The following is a 24,115-nucleotide window of genomic DNA, read 5'->3' as shown; positions in this document are numbered from 1 at the left end:
AGTCCATTCTCCCCCGATAGTTACATTTGTCATTGAATAAGTGAGGACAAAAAAATCGATGTCAATAAAATATGGTAACTTCAGAAGGAAAGATACCAAGGATGATTCTTCACTGGCGACTATCAAAATACACGACCAATAGCCCCGCAAAATGACTGCAAATATATTTATGGCTTACAAGTTGACGACTCTAATTTAAAACCACCAGTTCATTTCGAACTAGTGGTTTTAATTTACTGGAATCCATGATTCTACTTCGGAGTTAAGACGATTCCCATTCGGTAATACTTCTCCCTGAAATTCATTCTTTAGTTAAGGTTTCATTTCTCAAGGCAATCGAAAGCTAAACAAGATCATCCTCTTTTTTCTGACAAAACTTAGGAGTTCGCCTGGAAAGGACACCATCTCAAAAAAACACTCAATCTTTTCCCTTTACTTGAATAAATCCCCATATTGTGAGAAGAAGCCAGCTCCCACTTATTAAATAGGCACCGACAATATCACTTGGATAGTGCACCCCTAAGTAAATACGACTTATTCCAATAAGGGTAATAAATAAAGTACTAGTACAGATCAAGATGATTCGGCCGCTTTCCTTAGGAATATGTCTCCATAACAAAAAGGTAATAATGCCATACAAGGATAGTGCTGCCATTGCATGTCCGCTAGGAAAACTGTACCCATCTTGAACAATCATTCTATAAAAGTTAGGTCGTTCTCTTTGAAAAAAAAATTTAAGTAGCACATTTAAAATCGCGGAACCAACTAGGACTATAATAAAGAGAATGATTTCAATTCGTTGATGAAATACCTTATATAAAATCAATACGATAATAATTGAAATCACAATTACTCGAACTTTATCACCGATATAGCTTAAAAACTTCATGATATAAGTGAATGTTGGATGTTCTAACCCTTGAATACTCTTTATTAGTTGTAGATCAATATTTTCTACGAAATCAGAATCATATACCATTGCTAAAAAGATAAAAAAAGCCAAACTAAAGAAACATAATAAAAGTAAATGATTGTATTTTGTTCTCAATGATTTATCCCCACCAACTCATATGACTTTACATTTGTGTAAAAATAATTCACTCATTTTCTTTATCTTCCCCATTATTTTCTTATTTAATATGCTTTTGTGTCACTAGACGCCCACTCTACCTTCTTAGCCTATACTGGCAACATCAAACGAGTGGAAGAAACTGGTCTACCAAAAATAAGTAGGGCGATACAAACCTTTAGGAACTGGCAGACTGAAATCCTAAATAGTTTTGTCTATAACTATTTAAATGGATTTTTAGAAAGGATCAATAACCTGACAAAAGTCATAAAGCGAAATGCTTTTGGTTATAGATGCTTTGAGATTTCCGCAAAAATACTACTAACACATAAGTATAAAAGAATAGGAGTTCATATCGGATAGTGGAGGATAGCAAATATCCTTTTCATATGATGATGGATGTAGCATCCATCATCATATGAAAGGCAACCAAGCGAAGCGAGGTAGCCTTAACTCCAACCATTGACGTTAAACCTTCCTTTTTCAATATGCAACATTATTTTTTCAAAATTCACTCATAATAGTTAATGTTTGTTCACCAAGTTGACCTTTACCTATAACCCTGCCATCAGATTTATTTCATTGGCTTTTTTTTATTTACTAGAGCAAGTTCATCCCAAAACACTAAACACAAAACCTGTAATGCTTTAAAAATTATTAGTCCTTATCATTACTACTTAATTTGACCAAATATAGCTGTGCTAAGTTCCGTAAAACAAAAGCAGGTATAAATTTACATTTTCATTATAAAAAAGCGAATCCGCCTCTGAAAAGGCAGGCATAACAAAAGCAACAGAACACGATCAAGGTCAGCTTGAAATCAGGGTAGAGGAACAAGGACTACATGTATGTGTTTGACCGTAGCAATCTCGGTTACGAGCGCTTTGATCGCATGATAGTACGTTCTTTTCTCAATTCAATTCTAATATTTGTTGTCCCAAATTCATTAATTCTCGATCATGTGTTACTAAAACGACACTTGTACCATCTTTATTCAAATCTACTATGAGTTGAATGACTTCATCTCGACTTCGTTCATCTAGATTACCAGTCGGTTCATCGCAAATTAATAGTTTCGGGTCGTTTATAAGCGCTCTTGCAATTGCTATTCTTTGTTTCTCACCTCCTGAAAGTTGTGATGGAAAATGTTCTAATCGATCAGATAAATTTACTTTTTCAAGAAGATGAAGAGCCTTTTCTTTCACTTTATTCTTGTTCTCAAAAGGAAGCAAAGGTAGCATGACGTTCAATAAGCAATTAAATTGAGGAAATAATTTAAAATCTTGATAGATAAACCCTAAATATTTTTGTCTATAATTTTGCAGTTCATCTTCATTTGCTTCACTTATGGATATATTACTAAATTGTATCTGGCTCCCTTCATCCGGGGGGAGGAGACCTGCCAAACATTGTAGTAATGTCGTTTTACCTGAGCCCGATCTACCTAAAATGGTGATCCACTCACCTTCTTCCAGATTAAATGTAATATCTTTTAATATTTGAATTTCTCCGCTTGCTGTTTTATACGTTTTATTTAGATTCACCACATTTAATTGCATTTAGCGCACCTTCTTATATCCAAGATTAATTGACTTATGGAGGACATTGGACAATACGAACAAAGAAACTAATAAAATTATGGTGAAAAGCATGACCGCAATTCCTCCGACCCATATTAGTGAATCTTCGATCCTACCAAATAATATTTGATAGCTAATTACACTTATAAGGACACCTATAAAAACAGATATTCCTGACCATAACGCTACTTCTTTTAAATAAAAACTGTACAATTGTTTTTTATTCCATCCAATATGATGGAAAGTGTTTATTTCATCTGAGCGTTGTTGCCATAGGGAAAGCAATGATTCTATCAAGGTTAAAATGGTTAGCGAATAAAGAAAAATTAGCAAGACACTATAAAACCACTCCATTTGTCCATGGACATATATACCTAACGTCGTTTGCGTAGTTTGCTTTTCTTGCAGTACCATTACTAATGTTAAAAATATTGAGACAATTGTCATTATACAGGTTTGAAACATGGAAAAAGTAATATGACTGCGATAATACCAAGTGTTTTTCCAAGTAATTGTCCCGTTTCTCGCAGGAGAGTACTCCTGTTTGACATTTAATTTGTGAACTTTTTCAATTAGAAACATAGATAAGCAAACGATAATGAAAACAATAACTAAACTAATAATTAATAAGGTTTCTTTCATAATAAAACTAGCCACTAACATCATAATAAAAGCTAACATAAAGGGGCTGCCTAATATCAGAGACCACTCATTAAAGCGCAGTCTTTTAATGTGCTCTTTCTTCCATCCAAAGCTCATTAGAAGTAATTCATCATTTCGACGAGACTTTATTAAGTTCGAGAAACTAAAAATGATATAGACAAGACTAACCATCATAAAAAAAGTAACTAGAATAATTTTGCTAATATCCCAGCTTTTTAGAATTGTATCTGCTGCGCCCAAGGTTGTCCAAGGTTGAATAACCTCACCAATTCCTTCTACATTAATGGTCAATGATTGATTGGATGCACCTGCAACAATATCAACTGTGAATCCCTCAGATTCAAATTCCGCAGCCATATTTTTAATTTTATCGGCTGCAGATTTATCGTATCCAGAAATATCAGCTACTCTGACTCTAATGGCATCAATAGGCGTATCTGTTTTCAATCGTTCTGCCCAATTTATAGAGATGAGTCCATGTGCCGGAGTTGTAATAAAACTCCCTGGCAATGATGTAGGTTGTAAAAGAGTTTCCTTGTCTTTAGCTAAATAGGTAGGATGAATCCCATATATACCTAGTGGGGATGCGGCTAATTCCTCTTCATGTTGATCTACTTCAAAATATCCGACATGTTTAAAGTAAAGTCCCTCACCCTCTATCACATTTGGACCTTCAGTAACAAAATTGATTTCTTTTTGTATATCACGATAAAGAGGGATATCTGATTTCTCATCTTTTCCAATTTGTTTAATGGATATTTCATTACCTGAAAATTGATAATTAACAGGACCAACGCTATAATAGGTCTTTTGACTACCAGAGTCAATGGTACCCCACATTTCTTCCCCTGTTGGATGCTCCTCATAATTCAACAAATGGTAATCCTTATCCGCATACAAATAATTATCATAGAATGGAGATATTGCTTTCGAAAAATCCAGTTCATATATTTCTGTCGAGATTGATGTTTTTTCAGCCATTTCTTTCATTAATTGGGTATGTAATTCTTTATCCCGATATGACAATGCCTCAAAGCCAACACCATTATCTGAATCAATTTTATATTTATGCTTGAGCTCCCGTATATCATCCTCACTTAGGTCAATGTTTTCAATCTTTATCGAAGCTTTTAATGGAACATTGGCATCTTTTAATCCGAGGATTGGAATTTCATCAAAATCAGGGTTTAACCCTGAAGAACTCACTTCTAGCTTTGAATAATCCTCGCCGGTCAATTTTTTCTCTTCTTCTACATCTATTGCTACTACTTGATGATAAGTTAGTGGAAAAAGAAATGACGGATACTCTCCCCAAAATACATTGACTAGTGAATCATCGGTTATAGTAGAGTAATCAGAAAACCTATTAGGATCTAGAAATGAGTAGGCCGTATATGTCTCTCCTAAATCATAAGTATTGACTCCATCTGTCGTCGAATATTTTACTGTATATCGGACCGAGTCGCCTCTTTCAGGTAAAGAATAGTTAATGGCACTGGCGGTATAAAGTCCAATTGCCGCAACTGGTGCTGCCACTTCAACGTCTTCTCGATTCTTTACACTCTCCCATTGTTCAATAGAAATCCCACCATCGCCAACACCTAAATAATTTTCTTCCACTAGCCCTAATTTTTTCTCGATTGGAGTTTGACTATTCCTTGGGCGTAGCAAAATATCGTAATCGCCTCTTGAGAAATCATAAATATCCTGTTGTATAGTCTTATTTGCAGAATTTAATGAGAACATCGAGCAAGATAATAGAATAAAAATGATAAATAATAGAAAAATCAATTGCATTATTTTCCTTTTTTTAGAAAGAGTGATTTTCATGGCATTCCCCTCAATATAAAATAATACTCTGATTCAATAAAAATCAGAGTAAAAAATATTGGTAGTTCTCCATTTTTACCATGCTTTTACGATGATACTCTTACTAACTACACGTGAGATATTTAACTGATCTTGGGTTTGAGCACTTGCAGTATAAGATTTTTGATACTGATAGCCTGGATAGCTATGGTAGAAAATTCTATTCTGTTCACCCCCCCTACCATCATAGCGTTGTCTTGAAGTCCCATCACCTGGAGTAAAATAAAATACATGCGGCCCATTGGTCGATGTTGTTCCAACTTTAAAATCATATCTTTGCCCAGCGGTAAGTGGACCATTAGGTACAGTAAAAATACATGTAGGAACAGCAGCAGCTACGACATTCTCTGTACTATTATTTGAATCACTTTCATCTTGGTTGGCAAATACACTAACACTAAACACTAAACATAGACCAAGTACAGCTGCTAAACTACTAAACAATTTTTTCTTCACTAATAATACCTCCTTTTTTTTACTCAAAATCCAAATTTAACCTTTCGAATGTCATTATAACAGATTTCAATATATTGTAAATTCTAAATCAAATAATTTTTGAATTTTGTAATCATTTTAACAACACTTCTATTTAACAAAACCATTTTCTATTATAATAAGCGGTAATATTTAAGAAATAATGCATAAAATTGTGGGAAATCCACATTTTTATGCCTATTTTGGAGGGACAGCCTTTGGTAAACTATAAATACAGGAAATAAATTTTCATGCAGGTTGCAGGTGAAAATGGAAAGGGATCATTCTATTTTCTTAGTCAAGGATCCTGTCAAAACAATAGAGTACGATATTTTAATCAATTACCCAAAAGGTTTTAACCGATCAGTTAAAACCATTAGAAAAAAATTGCCTTGTAAAAAGATTGATATTTAATAAGACCTCTTAAAGTAGAATGATAGGAGATCATATATCCCTGTATTAAGTGCGATATGTGAATGGGGAAATCGATAGCTCCCCATCAAAGAGCTCGTAATAATATGGTGCAACAATTAAGGAGCTGAACTAATCTGATCAACAGCTTTTTCATTCCAGCAGTTTTTAATTTTACTCTTCAATACTAGAAGATCATGGTTAACAAAACGATAGCAAAGGTTCATTCTCACCTTTGTACAAACGCCAGTTAGTTCAACATAAGGCTTATCGTCTCCAACAAAACGATAACATTATTAAGAAAGGTGACACAAATGCATGCAAACACAAACTATCCAACTTATTAACCTTGCCATTGGAAAACCAAAAGAGATGCGTTACGGTTCAGAGGAGAAGGTATTGAACACGGCCATTCAAAAGGAAATGGTAAAAGAAGCTTATTTAATGAAGGAAGGATTTATCGGTGATGGTGTGGCAGATTTAGTTAACCATGGTGGCCTTGATCGTGCCGTTTGCTTTTATCCTGCTGAGCACTATTCCTTTTGGGAAGCTGATTATGGGAAAACTCTAGACTCAGCCGCATTTGGAGAAAACATTACGATTTCCGGATTAGATGAACGTACCATCTGTATTGGTGATATCCTTCAAATCGGTGAAGCGACTGTCCAAATTACAGAAGGTCGTGTGCCGTGTAAAACCATTGACAGAAGAACCGGTATGGAGAAGCAATTCAAAAAAATGATAGAAACTGGTTACACAGGGTATTTTGGTAAAGTTCTTAAAGAAGGAAAAGTTCGTTCCGACGACAGCATCAGCATCATTTCCAGAAATGAAGATGAGGTAACCGTATATAAGGCACATCAAATCTATTTTCGGCAAATCGTAGATGAAGAGGCACTTCAGCAATTAATCACTAATCCATCACTTTCCGATAATTGGCTTCAACATTTGAAACGCTTATTGAAAGGCGAATCATGAAGATCCCCTTTTTCATTTAATGCTACTTAATTGACAAAATAATTGTAATTTTGTTACTGTAAATAAAAGATTTTCATATCACAACACAATGATTAGGAGTAGTAAGGAAGGTGAATTGTCCAGAAAACTGCCGGTTGCTGAAAGGCAGTCAATGAGCTTCCCCAACTCGCCTAGGAGTGGTTAGACTGACATGTAGGTCTAAACGGAGCAAATCCGTTATAAATTGATGAGAAGGTTTACTTTTGTTTTGGCAAACGAAAAAGAGTGGTACCACGTTAGGTAAGGCCTATCGTCTCTTTAGAGGCGACAGGCCTTTTGTGTTTTTTTATCCTAAAAAGAGAGGGGTTTTTATGATGATCATTCGGGAAGCAACATTGTCCGATGCTGAAGGCATAGCGAAAGTGTATGTTGATAGCTGGAGAACCACTTACAAAGGAATCGTCTCCGATGTCTTTCTTGAACAACTGTCTTATAAAAAAAGAACTGAATCCTGGATCGAAAATATACAACGACTGGATAATTATGTAGTTGTAGCAGAAAATGATGATGGCCAAATAGTAGGATTTGCTGACGGAGGAAAAAGAGAATCCAATCTTATTGAGCATTCAGGGGATTTGACCGCCATCTACATTCTCGAAGAATACCAAGGAAAAGGGATTGGAAAAAAGCTTGTTGGCAAATTATCTGAGCACTTCAAAAAACTTGGCTACAAAAAAATATTTGTAGAGGTATTGGAAGACAATAAATCCCGATTGTTTTATGAAAAACTAGGTGCTCAATATTGCGAAACAACGAAGATTACGATTCAAGGAGACGAATTGAATCTAGCAATTTACAAATGGGAGAATATAAATTCGCTCCTTACTCCTCGTTAGTCCAACTATAGATTTGAAATTTTACGTCACCTCAGACGTTCATAATTTCATATCCTAACACCCATAGCGGACTTACAAGGTAGCACAAATAAGACGCTAACTTAAAAAGTGAGCGCTATAATATTACTGCCGTTCAATTTCGTAATTGGGCTGGTTATCAACAATTCTTTGTTTCCTGTTCGGTATACAGCTCCAAGATGTATTCACAATCGTTCAACATGCACCTCTCATCAACCGGTCACTTTCTGTCTGTTTACATGATTGCTACTCTTTCTTATCATAGCCTTTGTTCTTATACTCCGAAATGTTTTAAACAAATCTTCGTTATGCAGATATTAATTGTTACTGATTCTAACTATGTTATTCAAATTTGTCAATACGGTAGATTCCTATTTTTGAAAAATCAAAAGAGATTGAAGCCGGCCCCAACTTTTTTAATTCCAGCATCCCTTACCTCTTTATTAATGCCCACATAAATAATATCGATAAAATAATGGCAATTACAATGACAAATGATTTCAGAACAGCCAGCATGCCTAAAATCATGAACACCACTATCATACCGGTTAAAATTACGATAAATAAAGAAGTCCTTGCTTTCCTTTTTTTCGCCAAGGAAAATTGCCATATACAAACAATCATTCCAAGTACAATCAATAAATTAAACATAACATTTCACCTCTTATTTATCTTAACTTTAGCGTCTTACAATTGCATCTACTGACACTATATTTCCTCCTTTACCGGTGGACTAAAGGTTACAATCCATTGATGATGAAAAAAGTATAGAGAGTCTACACTGAACATCAGATTTTGACCAACTATCATTAAGTAATAACTTGAAATAGAAATGATTGAAGCAAATATTATTTGAGGAAATCCCATTTCGATTCTAGAAACAATCATTATGAAAACAGCGTAAAATAAAAAAATATCTCCCACTAAAATGATGACGAGATGTTTTTAAATCACATATTTATATAAACCTTTGAAACTGGAATAACAAAGAACTGTTTGCTAAATAATAGCCAAATTACTAAAATTTAAAATTCGTTTTAAAAAATTTCCAGCTACATTAAAGCACCAGCGTTCCCTAACGCTGGTCTAATTTTTCATAAAAAACATGATAGCTGAAGAGAGCATTTTTTGCGAGATTTCGATTTATTAAAATTTCTCTTTCTTCATTTTTCCCTCTCGAAGCCTAAATATCGAGTGCCTTGAAAGTTTAATATCCCAATATCCCCTTCAGAAAGTAAACCATACTCTTTACCAGAAACATGGAACTCCGAACGATCACCACTTTCGAACTCGAAAGTAACGAAATATGTCGTATGTGTGTTTGATGAATGAATGTGGTGATCTTGATCAAGATGCATATTTGAACTACCGGAAACATCCGCTCTTTTTGATTTAACTAGAGCTTGCACGTTTAGCTTTGGAGACTGTTCATTTTTTTGCCACTGTCCAATCCCTTTGAAAACGGAAAACAAAATACCACCGATAACGATTACAAAAATAACTGCTATAAAAATAGGGACGATTTGAAACATCGTATCATCCATAAAAAATGGATCTGACATATAAACACTCCCTCCGTTACTATTTTATAAATCATATACGATTAAAAGTTGTGCAAAGTTTCATAAAGTAGATCCAAAATGCCTTGCCATTATGAAGCAAAGCACTAATTTCTAATCGAAATAACGTTGTTAGTTTTATTCCAATTGTTAAAATGGCCACTAAAAAAATCAAAAACGATTAATCCCCTATTTGCATGCCTTGAGATATGACAAAAGAATCAACAATAGAATGTTCTAAAAATGCAAGAAGAACGCACACATATCGCTATTTTAATCGATGAGTATGGCGTCATATTAGGATTGGTAACAGTTGAAGATATTTTAGAAAAATTTGTGAGGAAGATGAAATCCCGGAGATTTGCAAAGCAAGTGAGGAGCATTTTATCCTTAAGGATGTTCACCATTCACTTGTAACTAATATAGAAACTGAAGCTATTGATACAATTGGTGGCTGGTTTCTTTATCAATACGTTTGTCCAAATGGATGGATCACTTTGATTATGTTTTATCTTTTTTGCTCAAAATAAGAAGAATTATTAAACTGAAAGTTGCTACATTATTTGGCAAAAATAGTGGTTCATTACTTTAAAATAAAAAATCAATAGAAGGGCCACTCTTAGCCAATACACTTATTTAATAGGCTGATTGACCACTCTTTCAAACGAGGGCACCTCCTCGAATTTTAAATTAATCATACCGAAGGTGCCTTTTTATATCCTTTATTTTATACCTGATTACATTTAATTTTTAATAGCTATTCCTTCTTTTTTTAGTACTTCATAAATCGTGTCAATTGCCTCTTGTTCATCTGAACCTTCAGCCTTAATTGTGATTTTAGCATTTACAGGAATACCTAATGACATAACACCCATAATTGATTTGAGATTTGCTGATTTCCCATCAAAATCAACTGTAATATCAGATTGAAAGGAACCTGCTTTATTTACTAATAAAGTCGCGGGGCGTGCATGAATTCCTGTTTCATCTATTATAGTTAATACTAATTTTACCATTTCTGTCTCTCCTCAATGAGTTTTTAATATGGTTCAATATGCCTATTATGAGTGGTTGCCCCCGAAACATCATTATTAGATGAGCGTTCGTGACCACCACTTAATTATTAGCTATATAGTTCCTCACCGTTTGATTCTATTACTTTTTTGTACCAGTCAAAACTATCCTTCTTCATTCTCTCCAAAGTCCCTTTACCTTCATCATCTTTATCTACATATATAAAACCATATCTTTTTTGCATTTGACCAGTACCTGCACTAACGATATCGATAGGTCCCCAGTAAGTGTATCCTAAAATCTCACAACCATCTTCAATGGCTTCATGTAACTCGATTAAGTGCTTTTTTACATATTCGATTCTATAATTATCATGTATCTTGCCATCTTCAGATATTGTGTCTTTGGCTCCCAAACCATTTTCAACAACAAACAATGGTTTTTGATACCTATCATATAGTTCATTACATACATACCTTAATCCTTTTGGATCAATCGGCCATCCAAAATCTGAAATAATTAGGTAAGGGTTCTCGTATCCCATACTTCCACCAGTTGATTCAAAGATAGGAGTACCAGCTTTATAAGTAGAAGTTAAATAATAACTAAATGCTAAAAATGAACACGTATGATCTTTTATCAGTTCTTCATCATTCTCTTCTTTTTCAATCTTAATCTTATATTCTTTTAAAATCCTATTTATATAAGATGGGTATTTCCCTCGTAACATTACATCAGAAAAGAATAAAGATCTTCTTCTATATTCATACGCACCAAAAACATCGTCTGGGTGACACGTATTTGGATAGAAAGCACTTAAAGAAAGCATACATCCAACTTCATTTTCAGGCATGATTTTTTTAGCCAATTTAACAGCCATGGCATTTGCCACGAACATATGATGACTTGCTTGATAAACTCTTTGTAACTTATTTGGTCCGTCTTCAATTCGACATGCTCCGGCAGCGAAAGGGATTTTATGCATATTGTTTACTTCATTGAATGTCATCCAGTATTTTACTTTATCTTTATATCGCTTAAAGATTACTTCACAATATCGACTAAAGAAATCAATTAATTTCCGGCTCTCCCACCCACCATACTCATTAACTAAATGAATTGGTGTTTCATAGTGAGATATAGTTACCATAGGCATGATACCATTTTTTATTAACTCGTCGAATAAGTTGTCATAGAATACTAAACCAGCTTCATTAGGTTCTTTTTCATCTCCATTCGGAAAAATCCTGGTCCAGTTAATCGATGTTCTGAATAAAGTAAAACCCATTTCTTTAAACAATGCTATATCTTGTTTATATTTGTGGTAAAAATCTATCGCTTCATGGCTTGCATAATACTTATTTGAATCAATCTCTTTATCAGCCACTCCTGAGATTATCCCACCTCTTACTACATCAGCGATTGAAACACCTTTACCATCCACGTTCCAAGCACCTTCAGCTTGATTCGCTGCAATAGCACCACCCCAAAGGAAATCCTTTGGAAACGTTCTACTTGTATTCACCACGCACACACACCCCAATATATTTTAAGTCTATGATAATAATTTAATATTTTCTAATTATGCTGGATTTGTATGTTCTTCTTCTAAAGCCTTTTTATCTAATAATTTTACGAATGGATAGTAAATCAACATATTTAATACAATTAAAATAATTTGCAATATAATTAAAAATGCGGAGCCTGCCAAAACAGAATTTACAAACACTGGAGTACCTAGTGGGATATGAAGTCCGTTAACTAATGGGAAGATTCCAATGTCCATCAATATATAGGAAATAATTGCATTCGTTAAAGGAGCAACAATAAATGGTACAACCATATAAGGGTTTAGAACAATAGGTAAACCAAAGATAAGTGGCTCGTTGATACCGAAAATTACAGGTGGTAAAGCTAACTTACCTAAAGTTTTATATCTTTGACTCTTAGTAAAAAATGTTAGAAGTAAGCCAAGGGATAGCGTAGCACCAGCTCCACCAATAATAACGACTACAATTAAGAACCCTGTGTTTACAATGTTTTCTGGTGGATTCCCAGCTGCAATTGCTTCTAAATTTTCTAATCCAAGAGGTATCCATACTCCATACAGAATTGGCAAAATAGATAAAGTACCGTGGATACCAAAAAGCCAGAGCGTATGGATAACTAATACGAGTATTACCATTGACCAGAAACCACCACCAAGATTTAGAAGCGGAGCTTGGATGAATGAATAAACAAATTCGTGCGCACTTTCAAAACTTGTTAACCTAAACAAACCACTTATAATAGTAAAGATTACTACGATTACGATACCAGGTAACAATCCTGCAAATGTTTTTTCTACAGTTGGTGGCACTCCTGCAGGCATTTTTATCGTCCAGTTATGATCCACAATATATACGTAGAGTCTAGCAGATAACAATCCTACTATAATTGCAACAAAAAGTCCTTGAGCACCAAGGAATTTCACTGGTATCACGCTTGCTTCATCTAAAGTCGCAAAAGGTGTAACTGCCAAGAAACAAATTAATGAAATAATACCAGCAACTACCCCGTCATGATTAAATAAGGACGCAAGCCTGTAGGCTATACAAAATACAGCATATAATGCAATGATTGATATAGTAACAGAAGAAGGTAGAGATAATACGGACTTCAAGCCTGTTTCTGTAATAAATTTTTGGTACGCTTCCAAGTTAATATTTGCTATTAAAGTCGAGAGAGCACCTATAATGATAGCCGGTAATGCTAGAAGCAAGCCTTCTGATACTGATTTTAAATACTTATTTTCTCCGATTTTTCCTGCTATACGTTGTAAATTCCCTTGTATAGCTTCTGTTCGTGCACTCATAATTACACTCCTTTCTTTTTAAAAAAATCTATAAAATAAAAGAATACTTTGAAAACTTTATTTAGAATTTATCAATTCTAATGCCCAATCAAGAACTTTTTTGCCATTCATTGTTCCATAATCAACACTATTAATTACTTCTACCGGAATACCTTGTGATTCATATTGTTTTTTGTAGTCACTTTTTAAATATGAAACTTGGGGACCCAATAATAGAACATCTGCTTCACCAATGTATTTTTGTATATCCCCACCGGAGGTAGCTCTAATAGTAACTTCTTCATTACTGTTTATTGCTGCTTGTTCCATTTTGTTTACAAGCATGCTCGTAGACATTCCTGCAGCACAAACTAATAAAATATTCTTCATCTTATTTTCCTCCTACAAATTTAAAGTTTTTTTATTAACTCAATGATTTCTACTGACAACTCTCTAACAGTCATAGCATTCATGAAATGATCTTGTGCATGAACCATAAGTAATGAGATTTCAGTTTTTTCACCACGTGATTCTGCTTGAATCAAATCCGTCTGAACACGGTGAGCTTTGTTTAGCTCTGCTTTAGATTCTTCCATCAACTTTTCTGCAGCTTCAAAATTTCCATTTTTGGCTTCTGCAATTGCCCTCATAGCAGAACTTCTCGCATTACCACCATGAATGATTATCCCCATAATGATCTCTTGATTTTCCAAATTAGCACCTTCTTCTTTGTTAACTTTGTTCCTTAACAAAACTATACAACTAAAACGTTTTCATCTAAAGCCAACCTTTTTCCATATAGAATGGAAAGATCTTATACATAAATTAGTTATAGGTTTACAAAAAAAAGATGTAGTAATGAAACTACATTCTCTTAATAATATTTATAATTGCAGACGGATTTTGCGCCGATATAAGTTGTTGGACAATATCATGGTCATCAATAAATCTAAATAAAATATCATACATCGGTTTTAACTCTTCTTTATTTTCATAAGCAACATGAAGTAAGCACACAAACTGCACTTTGTTTTTACCCCAATCAATCGGCTTTTCTAAAGTTGCTATCGTCCAAAACGTATGAGGAGATTTAGCCTGTAATGGATGTGGGATTGCTACAAGGTTACCATAACTTGTTGAAGCAGCACGCTCTCTTTCCAATACGGTTTGTACGATCCCTTGTTCAGTTATTCCTTTTCGAATAAGTTCATTACCTAAATACTCAATTACTTCTTCAGGAGTTTCACAAGTTAGATGGGTATAAATTAAATCTTCTTTTAAATATTTATCAATGACAGAAATTCTGTGATTCCCAATTATTTGTTCCAATTTAGTAAGTTCATTATCCCCTAGCAGCGTACTTATTACTAAGTGAGGGATCGTTATCGTTTCAGGTAACGGAACTGTACTAACAATAAGATCGATATCATCTTCCCTGTATTTTGAAAGGTTATGTAATTCGGTGACACCTATAATCGTCAATTTGTTACCGAATTTCGCCCGCATTTTATACAGTAATAGTTGTGAACTACCAAGCCCTGTTGTGCATACAATCAGACATCTTTTAGGTTTTGTATTTAACTTAGTTCTCTCAATAGCCGCACCAATGTGTAATGCAATGTAACCAACTTCATTTTCATTGATTTCAATGTCAAAGTCTTCTTCAATAACTTTTCCAGCTAAAATTCCAGCATCAAAGGCGACGGGGTAATTTACTTTTATCGCTTCTAGCATTGGGTTTCGTATGTTCATATGATGTTTAAAACGATGGATTGCAGGCTTTAAGTGAAGTGCAATTGCTGCAAATAATTCTTTATCCTCTGAAATACCTAGACTTAGCTGTTCCTCAATTTGAGTTATCAAACGCTTTACTGTTTTTAAAATATCATGGTCAAAGCTATTAAATAAATCCGACTGATTTTTATCCAATAGCAGCCTTGTCCCTAATAAATGCATGGCTACATATAAAATCTCCACATCAGGGAATGTAACGTTTAACTGTTCCTCTATACTTTTTATAATTCTTTCTGCTACCTCATACTCTTTCTTAGTTCGGATATCATCTTCAATCCCATTCAAACTTTCTACATATTGATTATTTTCTATTCGCTTACAGGCGATGGCAATATGTACAACTAAATTATGCAAAGCAATATCCGATAAGTTGAGATTAAAAGATTTTAGCTCCTTTAATGCTGATTCATGAATTAGCTCCATGTTTTCTTCTGGTAACAGCCACGATTGATGCTCCAAATCATCTTTAACCGTTATAGGACGTTGAAGCAGTAACTCTGAGATAGCAAAACGTATATTTCTTTCAGTTCCTGTAAGTTTTAACCCATACTTAGGCCTCTGAGCTAAATTCAAACTGTATTGCTGTAAGACAACTTTGACATCCTTTATATCATTTTTCAAAGTAGATCTGCTTACATATAGTTCATCAGCCAGATCTTCAACCTTTAAATAGTTCGGGGTTAGAAGAAATTTTTTTACCAAGAAATGAACTCTATCTTCAGGTTCAATCGGGAAATTCTCATCTATATCTATGAATTTTGTTATGAAATGTTTAAATTTCTCTTCATCGTGTACTTCTAGCTGATATCCTTGGCTTCTAACCGAGTTGATTCTTGCACCAGCATCAGTTAACAGTTGATCAATTTCTTTTAAATCACTTCGAATTGTTCGAGAGGTTACTTGAATGTTTAGTGCTAACTGATCACCCGTAACGGGTTTCCCTTCAAGTAGCACCTTTAATATCTGTTGTTGTCGAGCATTCACATTAGTCCCCTCCCTTCTTTATTTTTATTGTAAAGCGTTTCCATAATCATTTGGGTATAATGATTTTCCTCGAATAGAGGAAATATTTAATACTTAAGAGGTACGACCAAACTCAATTTCTTATATTACTTTATTTCTGTCCATTATTTGTTTTAAATAATACAATGACTCGAACTACTTTTACTAGGCAATTATAAAAAACTCTTTATTTTCTGCTTATCCGTTTCTAATATAAACAAAATTTAATTCCCATCTATATTTAGAACAGGAATCATACTCCAAAATACTGTGTATAAAATGGTAGTCCACTACACTTGTTAAAAAATAAAGCATAAAGTTTCCAAACGGAAATTTTATGCTTTACGTCACATACAAAATTGTGACTTGACTTATATTTTTTTCGATTATGAACCATATCTTTTCCAAACCTTCTATATAAAGCAATCCAAAAGGGCTTTTTAAAGTTGTAGATAAAAATTCCAGTTGATTTTTTACTGATGGGAATACAAACCTTTGTATTTAGTAGCTCTAAGAAGAATTATGATTCCCTATTTTAGGAAATGATATGCTACAATCCTACGATTCAATTGATATTTTTCGCACTTTATTAAACATTTACAAATTAATTGATTTATCACCTCTGCCATGTTTTGTACCATCAGTTGCCACGGAAATTACCACTTGCTGTCAACGCTTTTACCAATAGAAAATTTTTAGAGAGATTGAATTGAAATAGCCTAATCCTCCAATTTTACCGAGGAATTAGGCTATTGGCTTTCCGTAATCATCATGCCAGATTGTGGACTATCCTCTCTTATTGCATAGTATCGTTGTACTGCGCAAAAAATGATCCTATGGAGGAGGTTTTACTCGAAAAATAATTAGAGTGATTTACAAATAAAATAGCACTTGCGTTTTAAAGCAAATGCCTTTTCATATCTATTTATGCCTTGTCTTTTATTTTCGTTTATTTCTTACCAAGTACCCTCTTTCAAATTCTTCGTAGTCATATATTACTTTTAATGAATCACTTTTAAAATATTTACAATGGGCAAAGTAAAGAAAATAGTAGTTCCTTTTCCTTGCACACTTTCTGCCCATATATTGCCTTTATGATGTTCGATGATTTCTTACTGATCGATAGCCCTAAAGAATGCAGTAAGAGTTCAATATCAAGCTGGGTATCACATAGATTTTGCTGTGTATAGAAGATACAAAGAAAACGATGAAGACGAGGTTTTTGTTTTTGAACACGCAGGACCTTCATGGACTTCGAGACATCCCAGAGGTATTAGGGATTATTTTAATCAGCAAATTAGAGATAAAAGCCCAAATGAAGATGATGAAAGTGTAACTGTATAGAAAAATCAAATGAGGAGAATCATTCGACTTTTAAAGATGTTTTCTCGTTCCCGTTAATTGGAGTTTGCCAGGAGAAGTTATTCTATCTACATTGGTAAATGAAAGTTATGTTCCCAACAATGAGAGAGATGATAAGTCAATCTACGTGGTTGCTATTAAGCATAGCATTAACTTATCCAATAATGTAAACAACCCTAAAAGCCATCCCTTTCTTTGACACCAAAAGAAAATCACAAAAAAGGTAACGAGATGAATAGACTATCTAGATGACAAACTTTCTTATCTAGCTGTTCTATTTGAAGATGAGTGTACAGTTGAAAAAGGAAAAAAAGCATGGAAGAAATTTTTTAACCATGATATTGGGCTCCTGAAAAAATTTCTAAATCTACTACAACAGAAAGCACAATACCCTCTTGCTAACGTTTTGGATGTTAGATACGAACTATATAACCAAACCAAATCTACCAAACTTACTTATAGAACTAATAGAAAAAACGAAAGGCTTAGTCCGAAAAGATGTAGTTTATTATTTGAAGCTGTTCATAATGTTCCTGCTCCGTATGAAATTGTGTGGAAGGTTAACAACAAGAGTGACGAGGAGCAAGATATTAACGACTTAGGGCATTCAACCAAATACCAATATTACGAAGGTAGCTTCCATTGGGAAGGAACTGTATATAAAGGAATCCACTCAATGACTGTTAGAATCGTAAAAAACAGAAATGTTGTAGCTAAAAAAGAGGTACTTGTAACTATCATCTAAAAGGCAAAGTATATTTAGAACACGAAAACGCTTAGGGTATTCAAACACCTAAGCGTTTAACTTTATATGTTGGTTTTCTTCAACTAAAGCACCCTTTAGTAGAACAAAGTGACAATAAACTCATTGAAATGTACCCTTTGTTTAATTCAATCTATAAGTTAATTGAACAACGCCAGAAGAAAACTTTTTGGTTTCAACTATTTGTAGATTTATTCTCTTGTTTATATCTATAAATAAAGGTTTTCCTTCTCCCAAAATAATTGGATGAACAGATAATCTAAATTCATCAACAAGTCCCAAATTGATAAAAGTTGTAATAAGACTTGATCCACCATATAGCCAGATGTCCCTACCAGGATTTTTCTTTAATTTATTAACTGCTTCCACAATGTTATCATTTATTAATATCGCTCGATTATCAGTTTCCTTTTGTGTTCTGGAAAACACATACTTCTCTTTGCTATGAACCAATCTCCACATTTCTTTATCGGTATCCGAGTCTTCATTTCTTGGAATATATTGCCCCCATATATCATAGCTTTTTCTACCATATAGTATAGTATCAATTTGATTCAAAAATTTATTGAAATCCATATCAGGGTCCATAATGCACCAGTCAACTTCTCCATTCGGCCCTTCAATAAATCCATCTAAAGTAACTGCTAAATCTAAAATCACTCTTCTTGCTCTCTCGTTAATTGTCATATTTTTATCTCCTTTTATCTTATAGAATTTCCCCTAATTGCTAAAATCATAAGGTATAAACTATACTATACGTAAAACATGACAAGTAATGACATGATTAAATGAAAAAGGTGAAAAAAATGTCAAAAGCCAAGCGTCTGTTAGATATTCTTATGTTTGTTACGACTAAGAAAAAGTTTACTGCACAAGAAATAGCTGATGAATTTCATATATCCATTCGTACTGTACACAGATACATATTAGATCTATCTGATATGGGATTGCCCATTTACTCAGAACAAGGACGTAATGGTGGGTATACAGTATTAACGAGTAGATTTCTTCCTCCAATTTTATTTACAGAAGAAGAAGCTGTTTCTATTTTCTATGCTTTTCAATCTCTAAATTACTATCGAAACTTGCCATTTGATACTGAAATTTCCTCGGTCGAACATAAATTATATAGTTCACTCCAGAGTGAAGCTAAAATAAAAATAGATAAAATTCGGTCTTATATTGCTTTTTGGAACCCCAAAAGAACGATTGATACCCCCCTTTTAAACGATGTTTTAAAGTATTCTATTGAGAATAGAAATTTACACATTCAATATGAATCTAAATCAGGTATAAGGAAAAAACACATCCGTCCTATCGGTGTATATGCCCATGATGGATTATGGTATTTGCCTGCTTACGATTATCATAAGAAAAAAATATTACTGTATCGTGTAGATCGTATTCTTTCCATTTTATCAACTGAAGAAAACGAAGATGAATTCATGAATTTAAAAGAATGGTTCAACTTTATTGAAATAAAAAACCCAATTCGACTGCATGTGCATTTAACTATGGAAGGTATCCGTCAATGTAAAAGTGTTCCTTATTTTGAGGGCTTTGTAGTCACGCACGAAGATGGAACTGGATATATAGATACAATCATAGATAGAGGTGAACTTAATTTTATAACATCACTATTTTTAAGACTGGGAAGTCACGCACGAATTTTAGAACCAAAGGAATTAATTGTGGGATTACGTAAACAAGCGGAAGAAATTTTAACTATGTATCAAGATGATAATTAAAATATTTATTTTTTTACTAATCCACTATTAAAATCAGGAGTAACTTTTTTAATGTTCGCCTTATTTAACTTTTCTGCCCGTAAGCGTAAGTACATTTCTTCACAATCTGAAAATAACATTATTATAATTTTCCAAATTAAAAATCATCTCCCTTCAAAAATATCATTTAAGGAGAGATGATTAATTTGCAATACTCATTTTATGATAGTGATATTCATTAAAAATATACATTGCAATTACAGAAAAGGTAATACTTATATCTATAATATAAAGAAAGTAAATAATCTTGTTATTTTTTTTAAAGCTTAAGTTTGTCACCTATGCTTTAAGCAACACTACAGTTATTCCGAAAACTTTATCTTTATTGAAGCATAATTTTACCTAGAGTATATTGAAGCATATCGTTGCCAAAACGGCAAAATTATGGTTCAAGTCACACGAAACAAAATAAAAAACCACCAAATATGTATTTGGTGGAGACGGTGGGAGTCGAACCCACGTCCAAAGATATCGGCACTTAAGCATCTACGAGTGTAGTCGATATATTCGTGTTTCGCTGAGCCATCTGCCTATCGACTGGCGCCCGGTCAGCTAGTCTGGTTATTCTCTTCCTTCTCCCTCAGACGGTGGGATCCGGCGTAGCCCACTAAAGTTGAGTCCGCTACCCTACCACATGGGCGATGGAGGGGCGAACCGCTATGCGCTAATTAAGCAGCAAAAGCGAAGTTGTTTTGTTGTTTGCCAGTTATTGGCTTTGACGTTGGTACGCGGCCGATCCCCGCGACTCGCAACCTAAGCTCGAACTACCCCTGTCGAATCCGTAGCGTCCCCATGTTAGAGAAGCGGAAGGCTCCCTTTCTCGGCACGTGCACCGACATGAAGGTTTGTTGTTAAACCTTCGGACGGATTGTTCCTGAGCCTGCGCTAAACATTAAATGTCTGCTTGTGGTCTTTCACACAAACAAGACGCTGGAATGAAACGGAATGCTCGAAATAGATGAGCTATCAGTTTGCGTCACTCTTGGTGACAGTTATTATTATATCACAAACATGCTCTAAATCAATTGTAAGGTTCTGTAAAAAATGTTTTGACTAACCTTACATCTTTTGTCTTTCGCGGAACGCACGCTCAATATCACGCTTGGCTTCCTTCTTTTTTAAGTCCTCACGTTTATCAAACTTTTTCTTACCCTTAGCAAGACCAATCAATACTTTCGCATAACCATTTTTTAAATAAAGCTTAACGGGAACAATCGAATACCCAGCTTCCTTCGTTTCCCCGATTAGCTTATTAATTTCCTTTTTATGAAGCAGTAGCTTTCTTGTGCGAAGCGGATCGTGATTATAACGATTGCCTTGCTCGTATGGGCTGATGTGCATTCCCATTAAAAACATTTCTCCGTTTTTAATTTGAGCGTAGGAGTCTTTCAGATTGACTCTTCCTGCACGAATCGACTTAATTTCCGTGCCCTGCAATACAATTCCTGCTTCAAAGGTTTCTTCGATAAAATAATCGTGATACGCTTTTTTATTTTGGGCAATAACCTTACCGGCGCCTTTAGGCATATGATTTCCCCCTAACATACTGCTCTTTATTTTAACAAAAAAGCGGCGCAGTCTCAAATGCGAGGCGGAAAAATGGGGTTCGTCGATTTACTCATTTTTTCGCTGATAAAACACGGTTTTCGCCGATATATTGCAAAAATCGCCGATAAATCTCATTTTTCGCCGATATAATAAAAAAAATCGCCGATATCCACAAAATCAACCGGAAAAGGAGCCAATTAATTGGCTCCTTCCCCTTACTTTTTCTTTTTCCGCTTGGCTTTTGGCGCATTTTCGTAATGCTTTTTCTTCTTTCTTTGTCCATCTGGTTTTCCAGAGCCCTTGCGTGGTTTCTTTTCAGAGCTTCCTGTTTTGAAAACCTTGCGAGCGCCTTCTTCTGGACGTCTTGGTCGAGTTCCTTTCATACCGACTATTTCAAAATCGATCGAACGCTCATCCTTGTCCACTTTGACAACACGAACGGTAATTTCATCACCAATGCGGTATACGTTGCCGGTTCTTTCTCCAATCATCGCATAATGACGCTCATCATAACGATAATAATCATCGGTCATATAGCTAACATGGACAAGTCCCTCAATCGTGTTCGGGAGCTCGACAAACATGCCAAAATTGGTGACGGAGCTGATAATTCCGTCATATTCTTGTCCAATTTTATCTTCCATGTACTCCGCTTTTTTCAGCTCGTCTGTTTCCCGCTCCGCATCCACTGCTCGGCGTTCCATTTTCGAAGTATGCTCAGCGATTTCTGGCAGCTGTGCATCCCACTTTTCGCGGGTTGCCTGATCCATTTTTCCTTCGATTAAATAGGTACGAATCAAACGGTGGACAATCGTATCAGGATAGCGGCGAATCGGCGATGTGAAGTGCGTATAGAATTCAGTCGACAAGCCATAATGACCTAAGCTCTCCGGATCATATTTTGCCTTTTGCATTGAACGTAGCATCACGGTAGAGACAACCATTTCCTCCGGTTTCCCTTGCACCTCTTCAATGATTTCCTGCAATGCGCGAGGATGAACCGAATTAGCCGTTCCCTTGACAATGTAGCCAAAATTCGTAATAAACTCAAAGAATCTTCTCAGCTTATCCTCTTTCGGGTCCTCATGAACGCGATAAATAAATGGAACATCGAGCCAGTGGAAATGCTCGGCCACCGTTTCGTTTGCACAAAGCATGAATTCTTCAATGAGGCGTTCAGCAACGGAACGTTCACGCAGAACGACATCTGTTGGCTTCCCATCCTCATCGACAAGAACCTTTGCTTCTTTAAAATCGAAGTCGATCGCTCCACGATGCATCCTTTTATCGCGTAAAATTTGTGCCAACTCCTCCATAAGTTCAAACATTGGCACTAACGGCTTGTAGCGTTCGATCAGTTCTTCATCTTTGTCTGTTAAAATTTTGTTCACATCACTATACGTCATCCGTTCCGTCGTCTTAATGACACTTTGAAAAATCTCATGATTCACGACTTGACCATCAGGCGATATTTCCATTTCACATGATAGTGTCAACCGATCCACTTTTGGGTTGAGAGAACAAATTCCATTTGATAGACGGTGCGGAATCATCGGAATGACGCGGTCTACTAAATAGACACTTGTCCCACGATCAGCTGCCTCCCTATCAATCGGGGAACCCTCTTCCACATAATAGCTAACATCGGCAATATGAACGCCAAGCTTGAAGTTTCCGTTATCCAACTTTGTCACAGTTACGGCATCATCTAAATCCTTTGCATCTGCACCATCAATTGTGACGATCATTTCGTCTCGCAAGTCGCGACGATTTTTTATCTCTTCTTCATCGATAGAGTCAGGAGTTTCATTTGCTTGCTCGATGACATCATCTGGAAATGGCCCGGGAAGCCCGTGCTTATGGATGACAGAAAGAATATCGACTCCTGGATCATTTTTATGACCAAGAATTTCAATTACTTCTCCTTCCGCACTTTTTCTTCCTTCGGGATACGTCGTTATTTTGACGACCACTTTATGGCCTTCTACTGCTCCCTTCGAAGCAGCCTTCGGAATGAAGACATCACTGGCAAATTTTTGATCATCGGGGATGACAAAGCCAAAATGCTTGCTCTCGGTATATGTACCAACAATTTGTTTAATCCCACGCTCAATGATTCGCACGATCGTTCCTTCACGTCTTTGACCGGAGGTTTCTGTTGATACTCTTGCCAAAACAGTATCACCGTGAACAGCGTTATTCGTCTCATTCGGTGGAATAAAAATATCATCCAGTCCTGGTTCATCAGGAATAACAAAGGCAAATCCCTTCGCATGGCCTGTCAGCTTTCCACGGATCAAGTTCATCTTTCCAGGAAGACCGTAGCGATTGCTGCGCGTCCGTACGACCAGACCCTTTTCTTCCATAATCACAAGGGCTTTGACAAATTCTTTAAACTCAGTAGAATCGGCAATTCCAAACGCAGATTCCAACTCCTGAACGGTCAGTGGCTTATACGCTTCATCCTCCATATAATGAAGAAGCTTGTCTATATGCTGCTTTATCGGATCATCCAT

The 24,115-nt window shown here is 35.2% G+C and carries 21 protein-coding genes, 1 other RNA gene, 1 pseudogene and 1 other annotated feature; of the genes and pseudogenes, 7 read left to right on the top strand and 16 right to left on the bottom strand.

Annotated features, from left to right (window positions below; translation table 11 throughout):
- Window positions 1-418 precede the first annotated feature (418 nt).
- A complete protein-coding gene (locus NST02_RS05190) occupies window positions 419-1,048 on the bottom strand; it encodes a phosphatase PAP2 family protein (RefSeq protein WP_340948296.1) in 630 nt (209 codons plus the stop codon).
- Between the two features lie 99 nt (window positions 1,049-1,147).
- Between NST02_RS05190 and NST02_RS05185 the strand changes: the two genes are divergently transcribed.
- The gene (locus tag NST02_RS05185) at window positions 1,148-1,432 is read left to right on the top strand and encodes a transposase (RefSeq protein WP_268951591.1); all 285 of its coding nucleotides are present in this window, start codon (window positions 1,148-1,150) and stop codon (window positions 1,430-1,432) included.
- A 548-nt stretch (window positions 1,433-1,980) separates the two neighbouring features.
- Here the strand turns inward: NST02_RS05185 and NST02_RS05180 are convergent.
- The 3 genes from NST02_RS05180 to NST02_RS05170 form a co-directional block, all read right to left on the bottom strand.
- Window positions 1,981-2,628, bottom strand: coding sequence for an ABC transporter ATP-binding protein (locus NST02_RS05180; protein WP_137743930.1), 648 nt, complete (start codon window positions 2,626-2,628; stop codon window positions 1,981-1,983).
- On the bottom strand, window positions 2,629-5,142 hold the full coding sequence (locus NST02_RS05175) for an ABC transporter permease (protein ID WP_340948290.1): 2,514 nt from the start codon (window positions 5,140-5,142) through the stop codon (window positions 2,629-2,631).
- A 75-nt stretch (window positions 5,143-5,217) separates the two neighbouring features.
- On the bottom strand, window positions 5,218-5,637 hold the full coding sequence (locus NST02_RS05170) for a hypothetical protein (RefSeq protein WP_137743932.1): 420 nt from the start codon (window positions 5,635-5,637) through the stop codon (window positions 5,218-5,220).
- A 358-nt stretch (window positions 5,638-5,995) separates the two neighbouring features.
- Between NST02_RS05170 and NST02_RS23730 the strand changes: the two genes are divergently transcribed.
- The 3 genes from NST02_RS23730 to NST02_RS05160 all read left to right on the top strand — a co-directional run bounded on the left by NST02_RS23730 (window position 5,996) and on the right by NST02_RS05160 (window position 7,919).
- Window positions 5,996-6,082: a hypothetical protein gene (locus NST02_RS23730; protein ID WP_408014800.1), complete on the top strand. Its 87-nt coding sequence runs from the start codon at window positions 5,996-5,998 to the stop codon at window positions 6,080-6,082.
- A gap of 302 nt (window positions 6,083-6,384) precedes the next feature.
- The gene (locus NST02_RS05165) at window positions 6,385-7,044 is read left to right on the top strand and encodes an MOSC domain-containing protein (protein WP_137743933.1); all 660 of its coding nucleotides are present in this window, start codon (window positions 6,385-6,387) and stop codon (window positions 7,042-7,044) included.
- A 79-nt stretch (window positions 7,045-7,123) separates the two neighbouring features.
- Window positions 7,124-7,344 (top strand) — a binding site (T-box leader).
- 50 nt (window positions 7,345-7,394) lie between these two features.
- Window positions 7,395-7,919 carry a GNAT family N-acetyltransferase gene (locus tag NST02_RS05160; protein ID WP_340948285.1) on the top strand — a complete coding sequence of 175 codons (525 nt, stop codon included), beginning with the start codon at window positions 7,395-7,397 and terminating at the stop codon, window positions 7,917-7,919.
- Window positions 7,920-8,369: 450 nt separating this feature from the next.
- On the opposite strand, the gene NST02_RS05155 is transcribed toward NST02_RS05160, so the two are convergent.
- Window positions 8,370-8,588 (bottom strand): hypothetical protein, encoded by a 219-nt coding sequence (locus NST02_RS05155; protein ID WP_340948283.1) that lies wholly within the window; start codon window positions 8,586-8,588, stop codon window positions 8,370-8,372.
- 512 nt (window positions 8,589-9,100) lie between these two features.
- Window positions 9,101-9,499 carry a DUF2500 domain-containing protein gene (locus NST02_RS05150; RefSeq protein WP_340948281.1) on the bottom strand — a complete coding sequence of 133 codons (399 nt, stop codon included), beginning with the start codon at window positions 9,497-9,499 and terminating at the stop codon, window positions 9,101-9,103.
- Window positions 9,500-9,730: 231 nt separating this feature from the next.
- On the opposite strand from NST02_RS05150, the pseudogene NST02_RS05145 reads away from it, so the two are divergent.
- A pseudogene (locus NST02_RS05145) lies at window positions 9,731-9,966 on the top strand (hypothetical protein); the annotation flags it as partial.
- Window positions 9,967-10,239: 273 nt separating this feature from the next.
- On the opposite strand, the gene NST02_RS05140 reads toward NST02_RS05145, so the two are convergent.
- The 6 genes from NST02_RS05140 to NST02_RS05115 form a co-directional block, all read right to left on the bottom strand.
- Complete coding sequence (locus NST02_RS05140) at window positions 10,240-10,512, bottom strand: phosphocarrier protein HPr (protein WP_212933696.1); 273 nt, start codon at window positions 10,510-10,512, stop codon at window positions 10,240-10,242.
- A gap of 107 nt (window positions 10,513-10,619) precedes the next feature.
- Window positions 10,620-12,038: a glycoside hydrolase family 1 protein gene (locus NST02_RS05135; RefSeq protein WP_212933697.1), complete on the bottom strand. Its 1,419-nt coding sequence runs from the start codon at window positions 12,036-12,038 to the stop codon at window positions 10,620-10,622.
- Window positions 12,039-12,092: 54 nt separating this feature from the next.
- Window positions 12,093-13,364: a PTS sugar transporter subunit IIC gene (locus tag NST02_RS05130; RefSeq protein WP_212933698.1), complete on the bottom strand. Its 1,272-nt coding sequence runs from the start codon at window positions 13,362-13,364 to the stop codon at window positions 12,093-12,095.
- Between the two features lie 57 nt (window positions 13,365-13,421).
- A complete protein-coding gene (locus NST02_RS05125) occupies window positions 13,422-13,733 on the bottom strand; it encodes a PTS sugar transporter subunit IIB (RefSeq protein WP_212933699.1) in 312 nt (103 codons plus the stop codon).
- A gap of 20 nt (window positions 13,734-13,753) precedes the next feature.
- Window positions 13,754-14,056 carry a PTS lactose/cellobiose transporter subunit IIA gene (locus NST02_RS05120; protein ID WP_280526670.1) on the bottom strand — a complete coding sequence of 101 codons (303 nt, stop codon included), beginning with the start codon at window positions 14,054-14,056 and terminating at the stop codon, window positions 13,754-13,756.
- Window positions 14,057-14,207: 151 nt separating this feature from the next.
- Window positions 14,208-16,121: a BglG family transcription antiterminator gene (locus tag NST02_RS05115; RefSeq protein WP_212933700.1), complete on the bottom strand. Its 1,914-nt coding sequence runs from the start codon at window positions 16,119-16,121 to the stop codon at window positions 14,208-14,210.
- 1,615 nt (window positions 16,122-17,736) lie between these two features.
- Between NST02_RS05115 and NST02_RS23725 the strand changes: the two genes are divergently transcribed.
- Complete coding sequence (locus NST02_RS23725; protein ID WP_445678164.1) at window positions 17,737-18,246, top strand: nucleotide-binding domain-containing protein; 510 nt, start codon at window positions 17,737-17,739, stop codon at window positions 18,244-18,246.
- Window positions 18,247-18,387: 141 nt separating this feature from the next.
- On the opposite strand, the gene NST02_RS05110 is transcribed toward NST02_RS23725, so the two are convergent.
- Entirely contained in the window at window positions 18,388-18,951 is a 564-nt protein-coding gene (locus tag NST02_RS05110) for a dihydrofolate reductase family protein (RefSeq protein ID WP_137743937.1), read from the bottom strand.
- Window positions 18,952-19,070: 119 nt separating this feature from the next.
- Between NST02_RS05110 and NST02_RS05105 the strand changes: the two genes are divergently transcribed.
- Window positions 19,071-20,012, top strand: a complete 942-nt coding sequence (locus tag NST02_RS05105; protein WP_212933702.1) for a helix-turn-helix transcriptional regulator — start codon at window positions 19,071-19,073, stop codon at window positions 20,010-20,012.
- 471 nt (window positions 20,013-20,483) lie between these two features.
- Here the strand turns inward: NST02_RS05105 and ssrA are convergent.
- From ssrA to rnr, 3 genes are all read right to left on the bottom strand, one after another.
- Window positions 20,484-20,843: a transfer-messenger RNA gene (gene ssrA / locus NST02_RS05100) on the bottom strand.
- A 267-nt stretch (window positions 20,844-21,110) separates the two neighbouring features.
- On the bottom strand, window positions 21,111-21,578 hold the full coding sequence (smpB, locus tag NST02_RS05095) for an SsrA-binding protein SmpB (protein WP_095310152.1): 468 nt from the start codon (window positions 21,576-21,578) through the stop codon (window positions 21,111-21,113).
- A gap of 236 nt (window positions 21,579-21,814) precedes the next feature.
- Window positions 21,815-24,115: a ribonuclease R gene (rnr, locus tag NST02_RS05090; RefSeq protein ID WP_137744338.1), complete on the bottom strand. Its 2,301-nt coding sequence runs from the start codon at window positions 24,113-24,115 to the stop codon at window positions 21,815-21,817.

Origin of the sequence: Robertmurraya sp. FSL W8-0741 (assembly GCF_038004005.1) — a bacterium.
Classification (GTDB): domain Bacteria; phylum Bacillota; class Bacilli; order Bacillales; family Cytobacillaceae; genus Robertmurraya; species Robertmurraya siralis.
The sequence above is the reverse complement of the archived record's forward strand: the minus strand, read 5'-3'. Positions and strand labels throughout refer to the sequence as shown.

Coding starts and splice junctions, on each gene's coding strand:
- NST02_RS05180 (WP_137743930.1), bottom strand. CDS start 2,628: ATGCAATTAAATGTGGTGAATCTAAATAAAACGTATAAAACAGCAAGC.
- NST02_RS05175 (WP_340948290.1), bottom strand. CDS start 5,142: ATGAAAATCACTCTTTCTAAAAAAAGGAAAATAATGCAATTGATTTTT.
- NST02_RS05165 (WP_137743933.1), top strand. CDS start 6,385: ATGCAAACACAAACTATCCAACTTATTAACCTTGCCATTGGAAAACCA.
- NST02_RS05160 (WP_340948285.1), top strand. CDS start 7,395: ATGATGATCATTCGGGAAGCAACATTGTCCGATGCTGAAGGCATAGCG.
- NST02_RS05155 (WP_340948283.1), bottom strand. CDS start 8,588: ATGTTTAATTTATTGATTGTACTTGGAATGATTGTTTGTATATGGCAA.
- NST02_RS05150 (WP_340948281.1), bottom strand. CDS start 9,499: ATGTCAGATCCATTTTTTATGGATGATACGATGTTTCAAATCGTCCCT.
- NST02_RS05140 (WP_212933696.1), bottom strand. CDS start 10,512: ATGGTAAAATTAGTATTAACTATAATAGATGAAACAGGAATTCATGCA.
- NST02_RS05130 (WP_212933698.1), bottom strand. CDS start 13,364: ATGAGTGCACGAACAGAAGCTATACAAGGGAATTTACAACGTATAGCA.
- NST02_RS05125 (WP_212933699.1), bottom strand. CDS start 13,733: ATGAAGAATATTTTATTAGTTTGTGCTGCAGGAATGTCTACGAGCATG.
- NST02_RS05110 (WP_137743937.1), bottom strand. CDS start 18,951: ATGACAATTAACGAGAGAGCAAGAAGAGTGATTTTAGATTTAGCAGTT.
- NST02_RS05105 (WP_212933702.1), top strand. CDS start 19,071: ATGTCAAAAGCCAAGCGTCTGTTAGATATTCTTATGTTTGTTACGACT.
- smpB (WP_095310152.1), bottom strand. CDS start 21,578: ATGCCTAAAGGCGCCGGTAAGGTTATTGCCCAAAATAAAAAAGCGTAT.
- rnr (WP_137744338.1), bottom strand. CDS start 24,115: ATGGATGATCCGATAAAGCAGCATATAGACAAGCTTCTTCATTATATG.